At 46.3% G+C, this 16,834-nt stretch carries 19 protein-coding genes; 2 read left to right on the plus strand and 17 right to left on the minus strand.

Annotated features, from left to right (window positions below; genetic code table 11):
* Positions 1 to 48: 48 nt before the first annotated feature.
* Genes N646_RS15090 through N646_RS15170 form a run of 17 tightly spaced genes read right to left on the minus strand, consistent with a single transcriptional unit; the run spans position 49 to position 15,263 of the window.
* Complete coding sequence (locus N646_RS15090) at positions 49 to 1,272, minus strand: beta-ketoacyl-ACP synthase (protein ID WP_017819940.1); 1,224 nt, start codon at positions 1,270 to 1,272, stop codon at positions 49 to 51.
* Positions 1,269 to 1,994: a 3-oxoacyl-ACP reductase FabG gene (fabG, locus tag N646_RS15095; RefSeq protein ID WP_017819939.1), complete on the minus strand. Its 726-nt coding sequence runs from the start codon at positions 1,992 to 1,994 to the stop codon at positions 1,269 to 1,271. The genes N646_RS15090 and fabG overlap by 4 nt, the downstream gene beginning before the upstream one ends.
* Positions 1,991 to 2,455, minus strand: coding sequence for a hotdog family protein (locus N646_RS15100; protein ID WP_017634799.1), 465 nt, complete (start codon positions 2,453 to 2,455; stop codon positions 1,991 to 1,993). The genes fabG and N646_RS15100 overlap by 4 nt, the downstream gene beginning before the upstream one ends.
* Positions 2,448 to 3,635: a beta-ketoacyl-[acyl-carrier-protein] synthase family protein gene (locus N646_RS15105; protein WP_017819938.1), complete on the minus strand. Its 1,188-nt coding sequence runs from the start codon at positions 3,633 to 3,635 to the stop codon at positions 2,448 to 2,450. The genes N646_RS15100 and N646_RS15105 overlap by 8 nt, the downstream gene beginning before the upstream one ends.
* A gap of 20 nt (positions 3,636 to 3,655) precedes the next feature.
* The gene (locus tag N646_RS15110) at positions 3,656 to 4,267 is read right to left on the minus strand and encodes a DUF3261 domain-containing protein (protein WP_017819937.1); all 612 of its coding nucleotides are present in this window, start codon (positions 4,265 to 4,267) and stop codon (positions 3,656 to 3,658) included.
* Positions 4,264 to 6,606: an MMPL family transporter gene (locus N646_RS15115; protein WP_017819936.1), complete on the minus strand. Its 2,343-nt coding sequence runs from the start codon at positions 6,604 to 6,606 to the stop codon at positions 4,264 to 4,266. The genes N646_RS15110 and N646_RS15115 overlap by 4 nt, the downstream gene beginning before the upstream one ends.
* A complete protein-coding gene (locus N646_RS15120) occupies positions 6,578 to 7,198 on the minus strand; it encodes a LolA family protein (protein WP_017819935.1) in 621 nt (206 codons plus the stop codon). Before N646_RS15120 ends, N646_RS15115 begins: the two co-directional genes overlap by 29 nt.
* Entirely contained in the window at positions 7,198 to 7,644 is a 447-nt protein-coding gene (locus N646_RS15125) for an acyl-CoA thioesterase (protein ID WP_005388315.1), read from the minus strand. Before N646_RS15125 ends, N646_RS15120 begins: the two co-directional genes overlap by 1 nt.
* The gene (locus N646_RS15130; protein ID WP_017819934.1) at positions 7,644 to 9,197 is read right to left on the minus strand and encodes an HAL/PAL/TAL family ammonia-lyase; all 1,554 of its coding nucleotides are present in this window, start codon (positions 9,195 to 9,197) and stop codon (positions 7,644 to 7,646) included. The genes N646_RS15125 and N646_RS15130 overlap by 1 nt, the downstream gene beginning before the upstream one ends.
* A complete protein-coding gene (locus N646_RS15135; protein WP_017819933.1) occupies positions 9,181 to 10,887 on the minus strand; it encodes a glycosyltransferase family 2 protein in 1,707 nt (568 codons plus the stop codon). The genes N646_RS15130 and N646_RS15135 overlap by 17 nt, the downstream gene beginning before the upstream one ends.
* Entirely contained in the window at positions 10,880 to 11,248 is a 369-nt protein-coding gene (locus N646_RS15140) for an ApeI family dehydratase (protein WP_005396010.1), read from the minus strand. The genes N646_RS15135 and N646_RS15140 overlap by 8 nt, the downstream gene beginning before the upstream one ends.
* Before the next feature lie 10 nt (positions 11,249 to 11,258).
* Positions 11,259 to 12,659 carry an AMP-binding protein gene (locus tag N646_RS15145; protein ID WP_017819932.1) on the minus strand — a complete coding sequence of 467 codons (1,401 nt, stop codon included), beginning with the start codon at positions 12,657 to 12,659 and terminating at the stop codon, positions 11,259 to 11,261.
* Positions 12,660 to 12,663: 4 nt separating this feature from the next.
* Positions 12,664 to 13,224 (minus strand): COG4648 family protein, encoded by a 561-nt coding sequence (locus tag N646_RS15150; RefSeq protein ID WP_017819931.1) that lies wholly within the window; start codon positions 13,222 to 13,224, stop codon positions 12,664 to 12,666.
* Positions 13,224 to 13,481, minus strand: a complete 258-nt coding sequence (locus tag N646_RS15155) for an acyl carrier protein (protein ID WP_005382279.1) — start codon at positions 13,479 to 13,481, stop codon at positions 13,224 to 13,226. The genes N646_RS15150 and N646_RS15155 overlap by 1 nt, the downstream gene beginning before the upstream one ends.
* 15 nt (positions 13,482 to 13,496) lie before the next feature.
* Positions 13,497 to 13,757, minus strand: a complete 261-nt coding sequence (locus tag N646_RS15160; RefSeq protein WP_005382278.1) for a phosphopantetheine-binding protein — start codon at positions 13,755 to 13,757, stop codon at positions 13,497 to 13,499.
* Positions 13,758 to 13,770: 13 nt separating this feature from the next.
* Positions 13,771 to 14,538, minus strand: a complete 768-nt coding sequence (locus N646_RS15165) for a lysophospholipid acyltransferase family protein (RefSeq protein ID WP_005388305.1) — start codon at positions 14,536 to 14,538, stop codon at positions 13,771 to 13,773.
* Positions 14,535 to 15,263 (minus strand): beta-ketoacyl synthase chain length factor, encoded by a 729-nt coding sequence (locus tag N646_RS15170; protein WP_017819930.1) that lies wholly within the window; start codon positions 15,261 to 15,263, stop codon positions 14,535 to 14,537. Before N646_RS15170 ends, N646_RS15165 begins: the two co-directional genes overlap by 4 nt.
* A gap of 76 nt (positions 15,264 to 15,339) precedes the next feature.
* On the opposite strand from N646_RS15170, the gene N646_RS15175 reads away from it, so the two are divergent.
* Positions 15,340 to 15,738 carry a hypothetical protein gene (locus N646_RS15175; RefSeq protein WP_005382272.1) on the plus strand — a complete coding sequence of 133 codons (399 nt, stop codon included), beginning with the start codon at positions 15,340 to 15,342 and terminating at the stop codon, positions 15,736 to 15,738.
* A 27-nt stretch (positions 15,739 to 15,765) separates the two neighbouring features.
* Positions 15,766 to 16,833, plus strand: a complete 1,068-nt coding sequence (locus tag N646_RS15180; protein ID WP_017819929.1) for a class I SAM-dependent methyltransferase — start codon at positions 15,766 to 15,768, stop codon at positions 16,831 to 16,833.
* The last annotated feature ends 1 nt before the right edge of the window (position 16,834 follow it).

The raw sequence follows: 16,834 nt of genomic DNA on the forward strand, positions 1-16,834 counted from the left end.
CAACAAAAAAGCGCTGGTTAACCAGCGCTTTTGCATTTACTAAGGGCATTACATCTTTTTAAAGATGATGGAGGTGTTGATGCCGCCAAAGGCGAAGTTGTTACTCATCAAATATTTCACGTCCAGCTCTCGGCCTTGTCCGGCGATGTAGTCTAAATCACCACATTGCTCGTCGAGGTTTTTTAGGTTGAGCGTTGGGTTGAACCAGCCTGTGTGCATCATTTCTAAACCTAGCCACGCTTCAATCGCGCCACAGGCGCCTAGTGTGTGGCCAAAGTAGCTCTTGAGTGAACTGATTGGCACTTTGCCCAGAGCATTCGCTGTTGCGTTGCTTTCCGCAATATCGCCGCGGTCGGTGGCAGTGCCGTGAGCAGATACATAGTCGATCTTCTCAGAAGGAATGCCCGCGTTTTGCAAAGCCATTTCCATACAGATTTGCATGGTTTCCATCTGTGGTTGAGTGACGTGTGCGGCATCACAGTTGCTGGCAAAACCGATGATTTCTGCATAGATTTTCGCGCCACGAGCGACGGCGTGTTCGTACTCTTCCAGAACTAGCGTTCCCGCACCTTCACCAATCACCAAACCATCGCGATCGGAGTCATAAGGTCTTGGTGTGCTTTTCGGGTCTTCATTCTTCAGACTGGTGGCAAAAAGGGTATCGAAGACCGCGGATTCCGTTGGGCACAATTCTTCAGCGCCACCAGCAACCATGACCGTTTGGTAGCCGTGCTTGATCGCTTCGTAGGCGTAGCCGATTGCTTGGCTGCCAGAGGTACATGCACTGCTGGTTGGGATCACTCGGCCTTTCAAACCGAAAAATAGACCAACGTTCACTGCCGTGGTATGCGGCATCATTTGCACGTAAGTCGTTGCGGTGATCGCTTTGGTGGTTTTCTCATTCAGCATGACACCAAATGCACCGATTGCATCAGTACTGCCTGTTGATGAGCCGTATGCGATACCCGTTTGACCATTGGTGAGTACGTCGTTACCAATCAAACCTGCTTGGCTTAGTGCGTTTTCTGTTGCGACGGTCGCCAATTTGGAAACACGCCCCATGCCGCGTACTTGCTTGCGCTTGTAGTGCTTTGGCAGTTCAAAATCTAAAATTGGTGCCGCGAGCTTGGTGTTCAAACCATCATACTGTTCGTAAGAAGGCATGTATTGCGTCGCGTTCTGGCAGTCACGCAGTTTTGGTTCGACAGATTGCCAATCGTTACCAAACGCAGTCACGCCTGACATTCCGGTTACAACAACTCGACGGCTCATACTAGGCCTCCGTTTACCGAAATGACTTGGCGAGTTACATAGCCTGCGATGTCAGACATAAGGTAACTGACTAAACCAGCAACTTCTTCTGGCTCTCCCATGCGGCGCAAAGGAATTTGTGGCATCGCATGTTCTTTCACGTGTTCGTCTACCATGCCTGTGTCGATAAGTCCTGGAGCAACGCAGTTGACGGTGATTTTGCGTTTTGCCAGTTCAAGCGCGAGTGATTTTGTTGCACCAATTACGCCCGCTTTCGCTGCGCTGTAGTTAGTTTGACCACGATTCCCCATTAGGCCAGAGACTGATGCAAGCGTAACAATTCGGCCGCCTTTGCGCTTTTGCACCATTGGCATAACACAAGGGTGAAGAACGTTGTAGAAGCTGTCTAAGTTGGTATGAATCACACCATCCCATTCTTCTTCGGTCATCGCAGGGAAAGCGGTATCTTTTGTGATGCCAGCGTTGTTCACGACGCCATAGTAAGCGCCGTGTTCGGCGATATCGGCTTCTAGCTTCTCACGACAATCTGCACGATCACTGATGTCGAATTGGATAAGACGACAGCTACCACCATGTTGTTCGATGGTGTCTAGGGTATTTTGTGCGCCTTGTTGATCGCCCATGTAATGGACGATGATTTGGAAACCATCTTTGGCTAATTGAACGGCAATGGCTTTACCGATGCCTTTGCTGGCACCTGTAACGAGGACTTGTCGGGTCATTGTTGACTCCTGATTTTCATTTCTTGTAATTTTTCTTCTGATGGAACGTAAACGTTCAATTGGCAAGTCGCTACAACAGTTCCTTGTAGCTCAATACGGGCTGAAAAAACCGCCATACCGTTATCTTCCATAACTTTTTCAGCATACACATCGAGCACCTGTCCGCGAGAAAACGTATCGCATTCAGACGTGTATCGACGGCTACCAAGCAAAAAGCCAATCGGTGGCGCTTGTTCTTTCATTAATGCGTGGTAACCAGACCACGCCGCGACAGATTGCGCCATAAACTCAATGCCAACGTAAGCTGGCACAGTTTGAGAGGCCGAGTCGAAGAACGGATTGTGTTCTGCGATATCAACCTGGCAGTGAATCGTATCTTGTTGAACATCCAAGGCACGATCGACCAAAATCATTGGTTTGTCGTGTGGCAAAAGTTGTTCGATGGGAGGAAGTTTAGTCATGAGCGTAACCAAAAATAAGACTAATATTATTGCCACCAAAAGCAAAAGAGTTGCTGAGAATCGCTTTGTTACCCAGTTTGGTTGGCGTCTCAACTAACGATATATGGATATCGTCTGCTTTGGTTTCGCAGTGTTGTATTGGCAAATCAAGGTTGTACTTGAGAATATGCCAAGCGATCGCGGCTTCCGTTGCACTTGCAGCGCCTAATGTGTGTCCGGTAAGTGGCTTTGTAGAGCTCACAGGGACGGAGTCACCAAAGCAGCGGTGAATGGCTTTGCTTTCCATCGCATCGTTTAACGGCGTTGCTGTGCCATGCGCGTTGATGTAACCAATGTCTTGTGCTGTTAGTCCTGCATTGGCCAACGCTTTCTTCATCGCTTCTTCTGCGCCTAACCCTTCTGGATGTGGTGCGGAAATGTGGTGCGCGTCTGAGCTATCGCCAGCTCCGAGAAGAGCAACGGGCGCGGGTGTTTTGCTTAGCAACATTAATGCTGCGGCTTCGCCGATATTGATGCCGTTACGATGTTGGTCAAACGGTTTACAAAGAGTATCGGATAGGGCTTCTAAACCGTTAAAGCCGTTTAGTGTGAGGCGACAAATGGTATCCACGCCACCCACAATGACGGCATCAACAATGCCCGAGCGAATCAGGCGTTGCGCGGTTAAAAAGACACGACCACTAGAAGAACAGGCGGTTGAAACTGAGTAATGTGGGCCGCTCAAATCAAAGTAGGCGGCAATAAAATCGCTGCAGTTGCCAAGCTCTTGTTTGGTGTAATGGTAATCGGCAGGAAACTCGCCGTTTGCCAGCTTATCTCCAAACGCGATTTCGCCATCTGAAATGCCAGATGTGCTGGTGCCGATCACGACCGCGATACGGTCACGACCATATTTAGCAATGGCGTCACGCACGTCGCCTTCGATTTGCTGCAAAGCCGAAAGTGCGAGGCGGTTGTTTCTCGTATCAAACTGGCTGAGTGCGGGTGGTAATTGCGGTAACGCCTGTGCGATTCGACCGATTACTGTTTGGCGGCCTGAATTTAAAATATCTTGGTCAACCACCATGTTGGATGGCTTCGCTCCTGATAAACACTGGTGGATGAGCGCATCATCTTGTCCCATGGCAGAGTGAAAGCCACAGGCCTGAATATACAAAGGTTGAGAAGAGCGAATAGGCATATTGTTATTCTAAATTGTTCTTAATTAATCTGATGTTGCAGTGTTTGAATAGAAATTGAAAACTGATGTTTGAGGTGGTGAAAATCAATCTTACCCTCTAATTTGTTAGAAGAACTGTATTGAATCTCAATGATCTTTTCACCGTCGCTATCAAAGATGGCGCGAGAATTATTTTTATCAATCATTTGCCACCTTACCTCATTTAACGATCCTTCCCAAGCGGAACTCGGCCAGAGCGTGATCATCAGGTTAAATAATACCTGTTCTGGCTGCGGTAGCGTACCTTGCAAACCGTTGAGTACTTCGGTTTGGATTTGTTCTCCATCGTAAGACAACGAGAGCACTCGCGTCCCCCAAGATGAGAAGCCTGCCAGTACCACTTCGTTGCTAGTCACTTGCAGTTGCACCGGAAGTTGCTCAGATGTGGGTTTGTCGTCAATTACCCAAGAGGCCGTAATCAATTGGCTGGCCGTCAACTGATAGCCCAAGCTGGCTGGAGTCGGTAAGTTAACTTGGGTGTTCTCAGCAATATCGACTTGAGGTGTCGATTGGTGAGGTACCAAGCTGCATGCACTTAAAAACAGACTCAGTACGATTAACGTCGCGCAGCGAAAAGCATGGTTAAAAATCATGACGTCGTTCCCTCTGTTTTAATCGCAATCGGAGAGAGCAGCCAAGCAACAAAAATACCACTTAACACCGTAATGCCGAAACTGTGAATCGCGTGAGTTTGGCTTAGTGACAGCAACCCAAATGACAGCAGAGTGGTTATTGCCGAAAGGGTGATCGCCAATAGTGTGCTCACGCTGCGCGCTTTCTCGGCAAAGAAAAGAGTGTAATCGATCCCGATACCAAGAATGAGTACTAAGCCAAGCAAGTTGAACAGGTTTAATGTTGTTCCCATCGCGACAGCAGTTGCCAGACCGCACGCGCAAGCAATCAATGATGGCAGTAAAACTCGCCAACTGTGTTGCAGACCGTACCGCTTGATTAACACCAGAAAGATCACAGTACTGGCGGCTGCCAATAGCTCCATGATTTTGATTCGGTATTCACCAAATAGGGCGGAAATTTCTTCTGCTTTGTTTAGGTAGACAACGTCAGGCTGCGATTTGGCAAAAGACTTAACAACGGCGGAGTCTTGCAATTGGTTTAACACCACTACCGTTGCCGATTTTCCTTTAATTTTACCCAAATGGAGAAAACGCACAGGCGCTGATACTGGGTTTTGCAAGTACTGATCAACCGTGACAGGGATAAAGTCGGCGTCCATTTTCGGCTTTTTATTTAAGCCCAGTCCGGATGCAAGTGGGCTGGATTGTGTTGCGTAAAGATCGCGAATCAATTGATAGTCTTGTTGCTGACGTTCCACTGAGCTCAAGTAGCGGCTCAGACTCTGGTAGCTTTCGATGGTGCTGTCCGCTTTCCACGCTTCTAATGTTGGCGTCAAAGACTCCAGTTTTTTCATTAGGTTTTCGTCATCGTCGGCGGTAACGACCAACATTTGCTGCGAAGATTGCATGCCACTGAGCGTCGTAATCAAGGTTTCTTGCTGCTTGAGATCTTTCGGCATCGTTTGCAGCAGACGAATGTCGTCATCGTAGTTCAATTGCAGCAAGAAAAAGCCACTCGCAACCACACATAACATCGGTAATCCGACTTTAATTCGAGGTTGATTCCAAAGCGTTAACCATTTCGCCAACAGTGATTGTCCCGGTAAATTCGAAATGGAGCGCGATGGGTTACGAGCCAGTATCGGATACCAAGCCACCACGGTGATGTAAGCGGCAATCAGACCAATGGATGAAAACAGCGCAAGCTGCTGCAAACCAGGAAACGGTGCCACTAACATGCCCAAATAGCCGATCAAACTGGTGATTAAGCCAAGTGTGATCGCTATGAAAATATGCTTTAACCCTTGCTCGCTATCCCATTCATTTCCCGCCGCAAGGCGTTCGGTTAGGTAGTGGAATGCGTAGTCGATAGACACGCCGATTAAACTTGCGCCAAACACTAAGCTGAACAGATGGACTTTTCCAAAAATCCACGTCGTAACGGACAACGCAACGAGCAAACCAATGGTGATGGAAAGCAGTGCCAGAGACAGTGGCATCACACTACGAAAGACCAACACGAACAATGCAATGATACCGAGCAGAGAGAACACACCTATGGTACTGATCTCCGATTTGGCACTTTGCGTACCAAAGTCGGCGTAAAATAGAACGCCAGTATGTGCCACTTTAGCGCCATATTTCTGCGCGACGCTTTGCTCTAGCGCTTGAATGTCAGGGACGGCAAGCTGCCCAGTTAGGCTATAAGGCGAGTCTTTTAGCTCAGCAGTAATAAGCAAGTATTGAGCACCGTCTTTTTCGACGGACAGATAGCCGTTATCCAATCGGAAAGAGGACGATTGCTGGGTAACTTGGCTTAAATAATCACGAAATAGCAAGAAAGGATCATTTTGTAACTCTTGCCCAGTCACTCCAGAAAAGGGGTTGTACAGAGATTGAATCACATGCTGCACTTGCTGTTCTGGATTTTTGCTTAAACGCTCTCGTTGTTCAGGCGTCAGCAATTGGAAACGGTGCTTAAAGTAGTAACTCGCCCAAGTTTGCTGCTCTTGAGGTGAGATTTTTCCCACCACATCGCGAAAATGATTACTTTGTCGTAACCCCTTATCAAATTCAGTGGCCGCTGCAAAAAGGGCATTTTTGTCCGGCGCTGTGATCACGAAAATGACTTTGTCGCTCATACTTGCCGAGACCGACTCAAAGGCTTGCTCAGCCACTGGGTTTTGTTGGTTCTTCGGCAACAGTTTTAAAATGTTGGTCTCAATCGGAGATTCTGCACTCCAAACCCACTGTTTGAGTAGCAACGCGCCCGCTAAAACAACGAGATTGAGCCAAACCAGAGCAAGGGTATGAGTGCCAAGACTGAGTTTAGAAACGGAATTGAGCGTCTTCGGCATCCGTGAGTTCCTGAGGTAGAGAGGTCTGGTTTGTAAACGTGATTTCGGTCTTATCGCCGCGCAGCTCTTGTAGGGTTAGGCGATCAATATGCGTTTTACCGGAAAGGGTGATGGCTTTAAACACCGCATTTAATGGTGACTGTTTGGGCACTAAAACGAGCTGCCACTGATTGTTCTCAACTGAAAAATCGAGTGTGAATTGTTCTTGCAGTGCAGAAGTATCCCCGTGGAACACGGATAAAAACACATGACTAAAGTAGAACGCCATTGGGTTTTCTTGTGCAGAGATCGTTTTCGGTGCTTGGTCGGCAAAAGTTTGACGAAGTTTGTTTTCCGTCAATACCAAATTGACTGCGAAAGGTTCTGTTTGTTGCCACAACAAGCCATGTGTTTTGCTCAGTGTGAACTGACCTTTAGAGGTTAGAGGTTGACTGAACATTTCCAGATGACGCTGCTGCGTAAAATCTCCGCGCACGATTTCATGCTGAGACAACTGCTGTTGAAGCGACGCCAAATCTGTTACGTTTGCTGTCGGTGTGGCCAGTGCTGGAACAGAAAATATCAACAAAAAAGAGAGTAACCACTTTTGCATTAGTTCAGGCTCCCATGGTTGTGCCATTGCTCTACTTTATCTAAAAAAACTGCTGGAGAAACAAAGCACATCTCTTGCTTTTCAATGGATACAGCGACTTGCGTTGTATGCGCTTTGCACATACGTTGATTCGTTTCGGCGTCGTAAATCACGTAATCCACACGCAAGCGGTTTTCCCACTCAGTGAGTTGCGCGGTAATACGAATGGTGTGATTAAACGGAATCGCCTTCACGTATTTAACGCGCGTATCGATGATCGGCCACATGTACCCAGAGTCTTGCATATCGCGATAGCTGTATTGAATCTTCTCCATCAGCACACGACGCGCTTCTTCAAAATACCGAAAGAAGTTGCCGTGATAAATCACGCCCATCGGGTCAGCATCTTGGAATGAGGTGACCATTGTCACCTCCGCTTCTAATGGGTAGAGAACCTGCTCTTGCATTATACCTCCGCGTAGAGTGGCCAATGACGTTGCTGAATGCGTTCAATGAAATGACGCAAATCTTGTTCCAATGGGCGATCTTCAATCACAAATTCAAACTCGCTCAGTACGGCGTCACGAATTACTCGCAAACTCTGACTCATGTGGTGTTCGTCCAATTCGTTATGACGGCGACGAATCTCAACCGCTTGAACGCTTGCTAGGAGTGAAGCCGCAGCAACTTGCTCTGTTAACTCAAGTACGCGTAAGCAATCACGAGCCGCAATGGTGCCCATGCTCACTTTGTCTTGGTTGTGACATTCGGTTGAGCGAGAAAAAACGCTCGCTGGCATGGTGTTTTTCAACGCTTCTGCCGTCCAAGCTGAGATACCAATCTGAACCGCTTTAAAGCCGTGGTTGATCGGTTTACGCTCGCCTTCTGCACCGGTTAAGTTAAACGGCAGGCCGTTATTGAACTTGTAATCCATCAGTTGCGCCATCTGACGGTCCAGCAAGTCAGCTAAGTTGGCAATGTTCACTTTCAACGTATCCATCGCCATTGCGATATGACCACCGTAGAAGTGACCGCCGTGCAGAACGCGCTCGTTGTCGCCATCGATAATTGGATTGTCGTTGGCACTATTTAGTTCATTCTCAATCAATTGACGTAGCCAAGGCAGTGAGTCTTGCACCATGCCAATTACGTGTGGCGCACAACGCAGCGAGTAACGATCTTGCAGTCGGTCGCTATTGCGTGGCGGACGTTCAGCATTGAGATCATCACGCAGCCAAGCTGCAACTTGCTGTTGACCAGGGTGAGGTTTTACCGCAAACAACGCTTCATCAAAGTGGAAATCGTTACCTTGCATACCTACAGAGACCATTGCGGTAATCTTGGTGCAAAGCTGCGCTAGGTATTCTGCACGTTTGTAGGCAAGACAGGCGAGGGCCGTCATCACGGATGTACCGTTCATTAACGCCAAACCTTCTTTTGGTTTTAGGCGAATTGGCTCAATGCCCAGCTCTGCGAACACTTCTTGTGTTGGTCGCACATCGCCTTTGTAAAGCACTTCACGCTCGCCAATCAAGGTCGCCGCTAGGTAAGAAAGAGGCGTTAAATCGCCGCTTGCGCCCACCGAGCCTTCTTGTGGAATACGCGGCGCAATGTCGTGGTTGATAAGCGTAACGATTTGGGTCAACAGATCGTGAGACACGCCAGATACGCCCTGCGACAATGAACATAAACGTGTTGCCAACACCGCACGAGCTTGCTCATGAGAAAGGATTTGACCTAAGCCACAGCCATGGAAGCGCGTAAGGTGCAACGGAAGTTCATCCACAAGAGCGGGTGGAATCGCCACTGTACATGAATCGCCGTAACCCGTGGTCACGCCGTAAATAACGCCTTCTTCTTTCAGTAACCGTTCCAGAAACGCCACGCCACGATCGATTTTCGCGGTAAATTCTGGCGAGGTGTTCATGCTTGCCTTTGCACCTTGAGCAATGGCAACGACATCTTCGATGGTTAAAGATTGGGCACCAAAAGTGATGTTGTGATTATTGTTGTTTGTCATGTGGCTGATTACTTAAAGTCCAGAAGTTAAAAAAGTTGTACCACTGTAACGGCGCTTGCAGTGTGTGGTGTTCTAATCTGTGTGCGTACTGTTGAACAACGCGTTCTAGTGCCTGCTGACGCTCCTTGCGCGGTAGCGTGATTTGGTCACTAAAGTGTTCAAAGTACACATTAAAATGCGGAGTGTTCGCTTCATCGTCGCGTAGGCCGAAGAGTAGATAGACCGGCGCTTTTAATACCGAGGCTAGCATGAATGGGCCTTGCGGGAATGGGGCAGGTTTACCAAGAAAATCTGCCCAAACGACACGATTTTCTTTGCTGGTGGAAGTGCGATCGCCAACGATCACCACCCATTCGCCTTGCTCGATTTTTTGTTGAAGCAAAATCGCGGTGTCTGGTCCCATTGAGCTGACTTGAATCAGATTCAGTTCCGAATTTGGGTTTACCGCCTTCATTACCGCATTAAATTGTTCAGCGTGTTGGGTAAATACCAAGGCATTGATTTTGACATGAGAGTGTCGACGACCAAGCGCACGGCAGAGTTCGATATTGCCAAGGTGCGAGCCTAAAATGAGCACGCCTTGTTTTTTCTGCGCCATCTCTTCGAAATGATGCTGGCCGTGAATGGTTAGGTTAGCGACGTTAAAGTCACCTTGCCAGGCAGCCAGTTTATCGAGCATGGTACGCCCAAAGGAAAGCAGATGATGATAGCTGTCCAACTGCTTTGGCAGTGCGATGTTCTGCTGCGCTGCGTAGTGCTGTAAGTTGTTCAGGTAAACCTCAGACGCTTCACGGGCAGATTTACCCGTGAAGTGGTAGTAGCGCATGACTAGCTTTAAAATCAGGTCGAACGCTTTTCTACCGAACAAGCGGTAAACCGCGAGCAAGGTTTTGATGCCTAAAATCGTGCCTTGTTCTTTTCGTTTCGACCAGTGGGCATTGCTGTCGTCTGTGTGACTGTGCTTTCTGGCGAGTAGCGAAGGAATGCGCGGCAACATGCCAAAAAATAGGCGAGTGTGCATCCAGCTTATCTTGACGTTATCCCACAATGCGTCGAAGTGGGAAATGCCACCTTCAGGGTAGATCACGCGCGTTGGAACAAAATCAATATCGACGCCTTCCCAGTACATTCGCACCAGAATTTCGATATCAAAATCCATGCGTTTGCCGATGCTGTACTTGTTCAACACGGCGACCGTTTTCGCCACTGGGTAGGCGCGAAAACCGCACATGCTGTCTTTGATAGACAGTGACAAGGTTTCTATCCACACCCACACGTGCGTAGCGTAGCGACCATACAAACGGGATTTAGGTACGCTCTCGTCGTATATCGGTTGGCCCGAAATCAGGTTATCTGGTTTTGTTTCGCTGGCGCTGAGCAATTTCGGCAATGCTTCTAGGTCGTGCTGACCATCTGCGTCGATTTGAATGGTGTGCGTAAAACCAAGTTGGTGAGCTTGATGTAGGCCTGCCATCACCGCGCCACCTTTGCCTTGGTTTTCACTCAAACTAATCAGTTTTATCAGCCCTTGTTCACTCAAAGCAGAAAGCGCTTGTTTGGTGTCTTCATTGCTGCCGTCGTCCACGACCAGCACTGGCAAAGCGAAAGAGGATAACGATGCCACCACGTCTGCAATTGTGCTGCCGTGGTTGTAGCAAGGAATTAAAAAGCAGGGACGGTAATCACTCACGTGACTCACCCAGTTTCATTTTGCCTGAAGAGTGAGTCACCAAGGTTTCACCGTTTTTCGATGTGTACTTAAAGGTCAATTTCTCGCGCTCATTGTCCCAAGAGAGTGAGAGACAAACGTCGGCGTTTGGCAGAATCGGCTCTTGAAATTTGATGACTTCCATTCCTTTAAATACCTTGGGAGTGTTCAAATATTGAACGGCGTAGAACAACGCCCAATCAATTTGAGTGACGCCGGGTAAAAGAGGGAAGTGATTGAAATGACCTTGGAAATCTAAGATGTCAGCATCCACTCGCAGCGACAGCTCCGCGGTATGGTCACTCACTTCAATATTCTGAATAGTTGGTTTTCTTTTATCCATGTTACTAGCTTTATTGGAATAGTTTTTCAATTTCAGCAACTTGGCGTTTGCCTTGGCTGTTCAATGGAATTTCGTCGACCACTCGGAATTTTCTCGGGATAGCGATCGGTTCTAGCCAATTGCGCAGTGCCTTGCGAAGCTCAAGCCAAAATTTGCCTTTACCAAGTTCATTAAGCACATCGCTGCCTTGATCGTTAAGTACGATGATCGAGACTAATGTGAGGCGACCAGATTCTTCCATTGGGATCACCACGCTTTCTTGAATCCACGGCAATTGCTCTAAACGTTTTTCCACTTCGACAAGGGAAATACGCTTTTCTTCGACTTTGACGATTCGGTCAGTGCGTCCACGCAATTCAAAAGAAATGCTATCATGGAAATAGCATTCATCCGCAGTTTGGTACCAAGTGTTTTCATCAATGTGTGGCGAGCGGAGCTTTAAACAATTTTCATGGTTAAGCTCGGCTTCAACACCAGGGAATAACGTCCAGGGAGTGCTAGCTACGTGCTGCTGACGGTAAGCGATGCCGCCGGTTTCTGTGCTGCCAAACACTTCAATAGGAAGTGACCCAAACAACTCCTGGCTGTGCTGCGCCGCTTGGTTTGGCAAGGGGCCACCAGAAGAAAATACACACCGAATCGCAACCGGATCGTGCTCTTCACTGAGTCGTTTTAGTAACGCAGGGCTGCTTACTAGCGTGGTGTCAGCGTCAGCGTGATGGACAATTTGCTCTGGGAACTCAAGGTTGTGTGCTGAAAATGGACGTGCGGAGCACAAAGGCCACAATACGCGGAACAGCAAGCCGTAAATGTGTTGATGAGAAACGGTGCTTTCAACGCGTGTGCTGGCAATCGTGTCGCCCCATAGGTTATCTAGAATAGCAACTTCGATATCGAGCTGTTTCAGCGTTTTTGCAATGGCTTTTGGTGTGCCGCTTGAACCCGAAGTAAATAGCGTTACTGGTATTTCTGCCAGGTTTAATTCACGCCAAAAATAAGGTTGTTTGGCCTCTGGCTCGCTAATCACGGTGGTTTCTAGCAATGATTGAGCTTCGATCAAAAGCGAGCTCACGAGTTCTGGAGCCGAGACATCGGCATCATGCAGCAACAAATCGTAGTGCTCACTGAGCTCTTTGAGTGCTTCTGGTTGGTAATTACCAGGTAATACAATGGATTTTCCTGCATAACAACAAGCAAAAAAGCCAACGGCAAACAGGTAGCTGTTGCCAAAACACAACGCAATGTTTTGCGTTGGTTGGGTTTCTAGCTGTTGAGTAAGTGTTGCGACGTGCTGTTGGAAATCACCCCACGTGATAACCGTATCGCGATCGTAAGAGACTGGGGATTGCTCAGACCTCTCTGCGATGAACAAGGTCGCAAGGGAGGTAAAGCTCGAATACGTTGTATTCATACGATTAGTGTTCCTTTCGAACAAATTGACGCACGATCCATTCTCCAGCGAACAAGCCACCAGCAAGTAAGTAGCTGATGAGGCCGTTATAAAGCGTCCATATTTTTACTGGTAGGAAACAGGTATAGAGTGCAACGGCAGCGTTGAGCGTAAAAAAGGCGCACCAAACCACCGTCACTTTGCGAGTGTAAGCCACGCCACTAGCCGGAAGGTCGGGTTCTTGCAAGCGAGCAAGCCTCTCTATGATCGATTGCGGCTGTTTTAAGCTCAGTCCAAATACACACAGCATACATAAATTGACAACGACAGGGTAAAACTGAAGCCACCCGTGTTGTTTAAACACCATGCCAAGTGTAATTAGAACAATGCCAACAGCGCCCGTAGCGAGCGCCAAGAATTTAAACTCTTTTAGTGGGGTCTTATTTGCGACGAAAACACGCAAAAGTAACGCAGCAATTAACAAGCCCCCAACTAAGTTCAAGCCATATTTATCTATACCGAAATAGACGGCGAAGGGGTAGGCAAGCAGTACAATTGCAGACAGACCAGTCAGCAATTGGCGCATTAACTTTCCTTCAATAACTCAGTAACAGCGTTAACCACATCGTCAACGGTTCTTACTGCACTAAACTCTGCTGGCTTGATTTTTTTGCCAGTGACATTCTGTAGGTGTACGACCAAATCAACGGCGTCAATGCTATCAAGATCGAGATCTTGGTATAAGTGCGCATCTGATTGAATGTCGGCTGCGTCAATTTCGAACAGCTCAACAAGCGCATCTTTAACTTGTTCAAATACTTGATCTTTATTTACATCAGTCATGAATATACCTACAACTTATTCATTAGTTTGAGAAGAAACGTATTTCGCTAGATTTGCTACAGACGCAAAGTGTTCGCGCGTATTTGAGTCGTCGGCATCAATAACGATGTTGTATTGTTTTTTTATTGCGAGTCCAAGCTCAAGCGCGTCGATAGAATCTAAGCCAAGTCCATCACCAAAAAGTGGTGCATCCGTTTCAATATCATCTACGGTTAAATCTTCAAGGTTTAAAGCATCAATAATAAGTTGCTTAATGTCGTTGTGTAACTGTTCCACTGGGACCTGCTTATTAATAAAAGTTTTCTGGAAAAATGTTTTCAGCTAGGTGCTGTTGTAAGCGTCGCGCCGCTATTGTCGGCGACGTAGTTTGCTTTATAAAGGGGGTAATCTCAACTTTATCCTTAACTTCAACCCTGAAAAAGGGCTTTGTTGCCGGTACTTGATACCATTTTTTCTCTTTTGTGAGGAAACTTGGCGTTACCGTAATATGGACAACTCTTAAATCTCGTTCTGTTCTTACCGCAATTTGTGCTGCACCGCGTTGTAATTTCGGCTCTACACCTGGTGTTGTTCTTGTTCCTTCAGGAAATATAAGCAACACGTTGCCTTTGTTAAATCGTTCATCACAAAGTGCTAATAAATCATCCGGTGCTTCATTGGGAATATATCCGGCTGCTTTTACGATGTGCTTCATAAAAGGATTCGACCATATTGCCGATTTTACTAAACAGTCGCAGCGATTTAATTGTGAAGCAATGAGAACGTAATCGATTAAACTAGGGTGGTTGGCAACAATTAAACAATTACGATCTTGTTGAAGAATATCGGCACCAATAATTTGATAATCGATTGCGCCACTCAACTTCATCAATTTACAAAATGTGTTGAATGAATATCGAATCGCACCCTGAACTTTATATTCGCGTTCCGTTTGGTCTGAAACAAAAATACGAATGGTCGGAATAACAATGAAACTCAGTACTAAACCACCTAACCCAAATACTGAAAAACAAAAGCCTGTTGCTAGCACACGCCAATACTGATTTAAGCGAGTCATTTTTTGTGCCATTCCCAAGCTTGTTGCGGAGCGAAAATAGTCCACTGGCTTTTATCTAACAAGTATTGTTGCAAAAATACTAAACCTTGAGGAAGAGGATGACCGGAACGTTCTGCGTTTATGGAGCTTTGTATCGCGAACTTGTCTCCATGAGAAAGTATTAAGCCAAGTCCAAACCCTTGGTATTGTTGGTTTTCATATTCTAAATAAGAGTCAGGCATAGGCTCATCAAAATCAACAAGCAGTACTTTTTTGTCAGGATTGTCGGACAAAAACAGCCATGCTTCTAATATTGCGCTTTGGAATGTGTTTTCTGCCGCAGCGATAGAAGTTAGGGGAATGGGTTGTTTAGTTGCGATAGTGGCAAGCCCTGCGGCGGTATTGTGCACCGATTGAGAAAAAGCCATCGGAGACGCCTCTTCTCCATTAATTATATCTTCAACTAGTGCGACGCTGCGATGCAGTTCACCATGACGGCTTGAAAATACAAGGTAATCAACTTGATGTTGATTAAGCATTTCGATTGCAGTTTGTACCGCCAGTTTACTGAGTGGGCTCATTCTTCTGCGCATCATCGCAGGAATATTTGCAACATTGATTTTGCCATCTTCTGGCCATTTTATCTCTGTTGCCCATTGTTTCCATTCATTGGATTCGGATAAACCGAATGAATTCGCTGTCCACGCATCAATATTGAACGAAATGTTGATCTTCGAGTTTGGCATATTGGGTTAAATTGTTTATTTTACAGCTCGATACAAATTGGGGTTGACCCAAATTCACAATAAAAAGGAAATTATCATGTCGCGTTTTAAGCTGTATGTCTCGTTATTATTAACTTTGCTTCTTGTTGGTTGTGGACGAGTACAACCTGTAATGAATGTGGAGGATACTCCAGTTGCTTATGATCTTCAAAATAAACAAGTAAAAATGGCCATAGTGCAATCAGCAACTAACCGAGGCTGGACGATCGAAGAAGTAAGCCCTGGTGTTCTTATTGCAAAAATCCACGTTCGTAAACACTCTGCAGAAGTAAAAATCCCATACAATAATAAATATTACTCAATTATTTATCTCAACTCAGTAAATCTCAAAGCAAGTGATGGCAAAATCCACCGCAATTACAATCGTTGGGTAAACAACTTGAATGTTGATATTCAGCGAGCTATTGCATTGTTGGGCAATCAATCTCAACAATAAAACTATTAATTGCAGTTAGGTTTTTCCGTGTTAAATCAAAATAATGACCCTTTTAATGCTTTTGAAGCGAAGACAGAAGCTCAGAAGTTATCTTTTGCACCAATCGTGTTCCAGACCGCCAAAACGCTTCGAGATTTAGGTATTTTAGCCGTTTTAGACAGCGCTGGCGCTCAAGGCATGAGTGCCACAGATATTGCCGAGAAAACGGGAGTATCAGAATATGGTGTTAAAGTACTGTTGGATATGGCGATTAGTGCGCATATTGTTTTATGGGAACGACCTAACTATTCGCTTGCAAACCTTGGTTTTTACCTTCTTCATGATGGTATGACGAATGCAAACATGGATTTTACGGCAGATGTTTGTTACGCCGCGATGATGCATTTGACGGAAGCAATTCAAGAAGGTAAACCGTCAGGTTTGAAAGAGTTGGGCAATTGGGAGACCATTTATCAAGGTCTATCGACGTTACCAGAACAAGCCAAACAGAGCTGGTTTAAGTTCGATCATTTCTATTCGGATCGCTCGTTCCCACTTCTGCTTAAAGAAGTATTTGCAAGCAAGCCAAAGCATCTTGTGGATATTGGCGGAAATACGGGAAAATGGGCGATTCAGTGTTGTAAACATGACCCTGACGTTCAAGTGACGATTGTTGATTTACCACAGCAATTAGAAGTAGCGATGAAGAATGTTTCAGAAAACCAGTTCGTCGAGCGTGTACGTCCATACCCTGCAAACATGCTGGATAAAGCACAAACATTGCCTGGACACGCTGACGTATGGTGGATGAGCCAGTTCTTGGATTGCTTTTCCCCAATTGAGATCCTCAATATCCTTAAAAAAGTTAAAGCCCAGTTAACGAAGGGAGATACTATTTACGTATTGGAGCTGTTTTGGGATGCTCAAAAATACGCGGGAGCTTCCTATAGCCTTAATGCCACTTCTCTTTATTTTACCTGTTTAGCTAACGGTAATAGTCGCTTTTATCGCAGTGATGATTTCTTAGAAATTGTCGAAGCGGCAGGTTTATCTGTCGTTGAAAGAACCGACAATATTGGCCTTGGTCATACCTTATTAAAACTACAAGCAAACTAAA

The sequence above is a fragment of the Vibrio alginolyticus NBRC 15630 = ATCC 17749 genome (genome assembly GCF_000354175.2).
In the GTDB taxonomy this organism is placed as follows: Bacteria; Pseudomonadota; Gammaproteobacteria; order Enterobacterales; family Vibrionaceae; genus Vibrio; species Vibrio alginolyticus.

What these genes read in the sequence shown, in the direction of transcription:
- N646_RS15175 (WP_005382272.1), top strand. Translation starts at nt 15,340, where the DNA reads ATGTCGCGTTTTAAGCTGTATGTCTCGTTATTATTAACTTTGCTTCTT.
- N646_RS15155 (WP_005382279.1), bottom strand. Translation starts at nt 13,481, where the DNA reads ATGACTGATGTAAATAAAGATCAAGTATTTGAACAAGTTAAAGATGCG.
- N646_RS15125 (WP_005388315.1), bottom strand. Translation starts at nt 7,644, where the DNA reads ATGCAAGAGCAGGTTCTCTACCCATTAGAAGCGGAGGTGACAATGGTC.
- N646_RS15120 (WP_017819935.1), bottom strand. Translation starts at nt 7,198, where the DNA reads ATGCAAAAGTGGTTACTCTCTTTTTTGTTGATATTTTCTGTTCCAGCA.
- N646_RS15150 (WP_017819931.1), bottom strand. Translation starts at nt 13,224, where the DNA reads ATGCGCCAATTGCTGACTGGTCTGTCTGCAATTGTACTGCTTGCCTAC.
- N646_RS15130 (WP_017819934.1), bottom strand. Translation starts at nt 9,197, where the DNA reads ATGACAAACAACAATAATCACAACATCACTTTTGGTGCCCAATCTTTA.
- fabG (WP_017819939.1), bottom strand. Translation starts at nt 1,994, where the DNA reads ATGACCCGACAAGTCCTCGTTACAGGTGCCAGCAAAGGCATCGGTAAA.
- N646_RS15105 (WP_017819938.1), bottom strand. Translation starts at nt 3,635, where the DNA reads ATGCCTATTCGCTCTTCTCAACCTTTGTATATTCAGGCCTGTGGCTTT.
- N646_RS15110 (WP_017819937.1), bottom strand. Translation starts at nt 4,267, where the DNA reads ATGATTTTTAACCATGCTTTTCGCTGCGCGACGTTAATCGTACTGAGT.
- N646_RS15165 (WP_005388305.1), bottom strand. Translation starts at nt 14,538, where the DNA reads ATGACTCGCTTAAATCAGTATTGGCGTGTGCTAGCAACAGGCTTTTGT.
- N646_RS15170 (WP_017819930.1), bottom strand. Translation starts at nt 15,263, where the DNA reads ATGCCAAACTCGAAGATCAACATTTCGTTCAATATTGATGCGTGGACA.
- N646_RS15145 (WP_017819932.1), bottom strand. Translation starts at nt 12,659, where the DNA reads ATGAATACAACGTATTCGAGCTTTACCTCCCTTGCGACCTTGTTCATC.
- N646_RS15100 (WP_017634799.1), bottom strand. Translation starts at nt 2,455, where the DNA reads ATGACTAAACTTCCTCCCATCGAACAACTTTTGCCACACGACAAACCA.
- N646_RS15090 (WP_017819940.1), bottom strand. Translation starts at nt 1,272, where the DNA reads ATGAGCCGTCGAGTTGTTGTAACCGGAATGTCAGGCGTGACTGCGTTT.
- N646_RS15115 (WP_017819936.1), bottom strand. Translation starts at nt 6,606, where the DNA reads ATGCCGAAGACGCTCAATTCCGTTTCTAAACTCAGTCTTGGCACTCAT.
- N646_RS15140 (WP_005396010.1), bottom strand. Translation starts at nt 11,248, where the DNA reads ATGGATAAAAGAAAACCAACTATTCAGAATATTGAAGTGAGTGACCAT.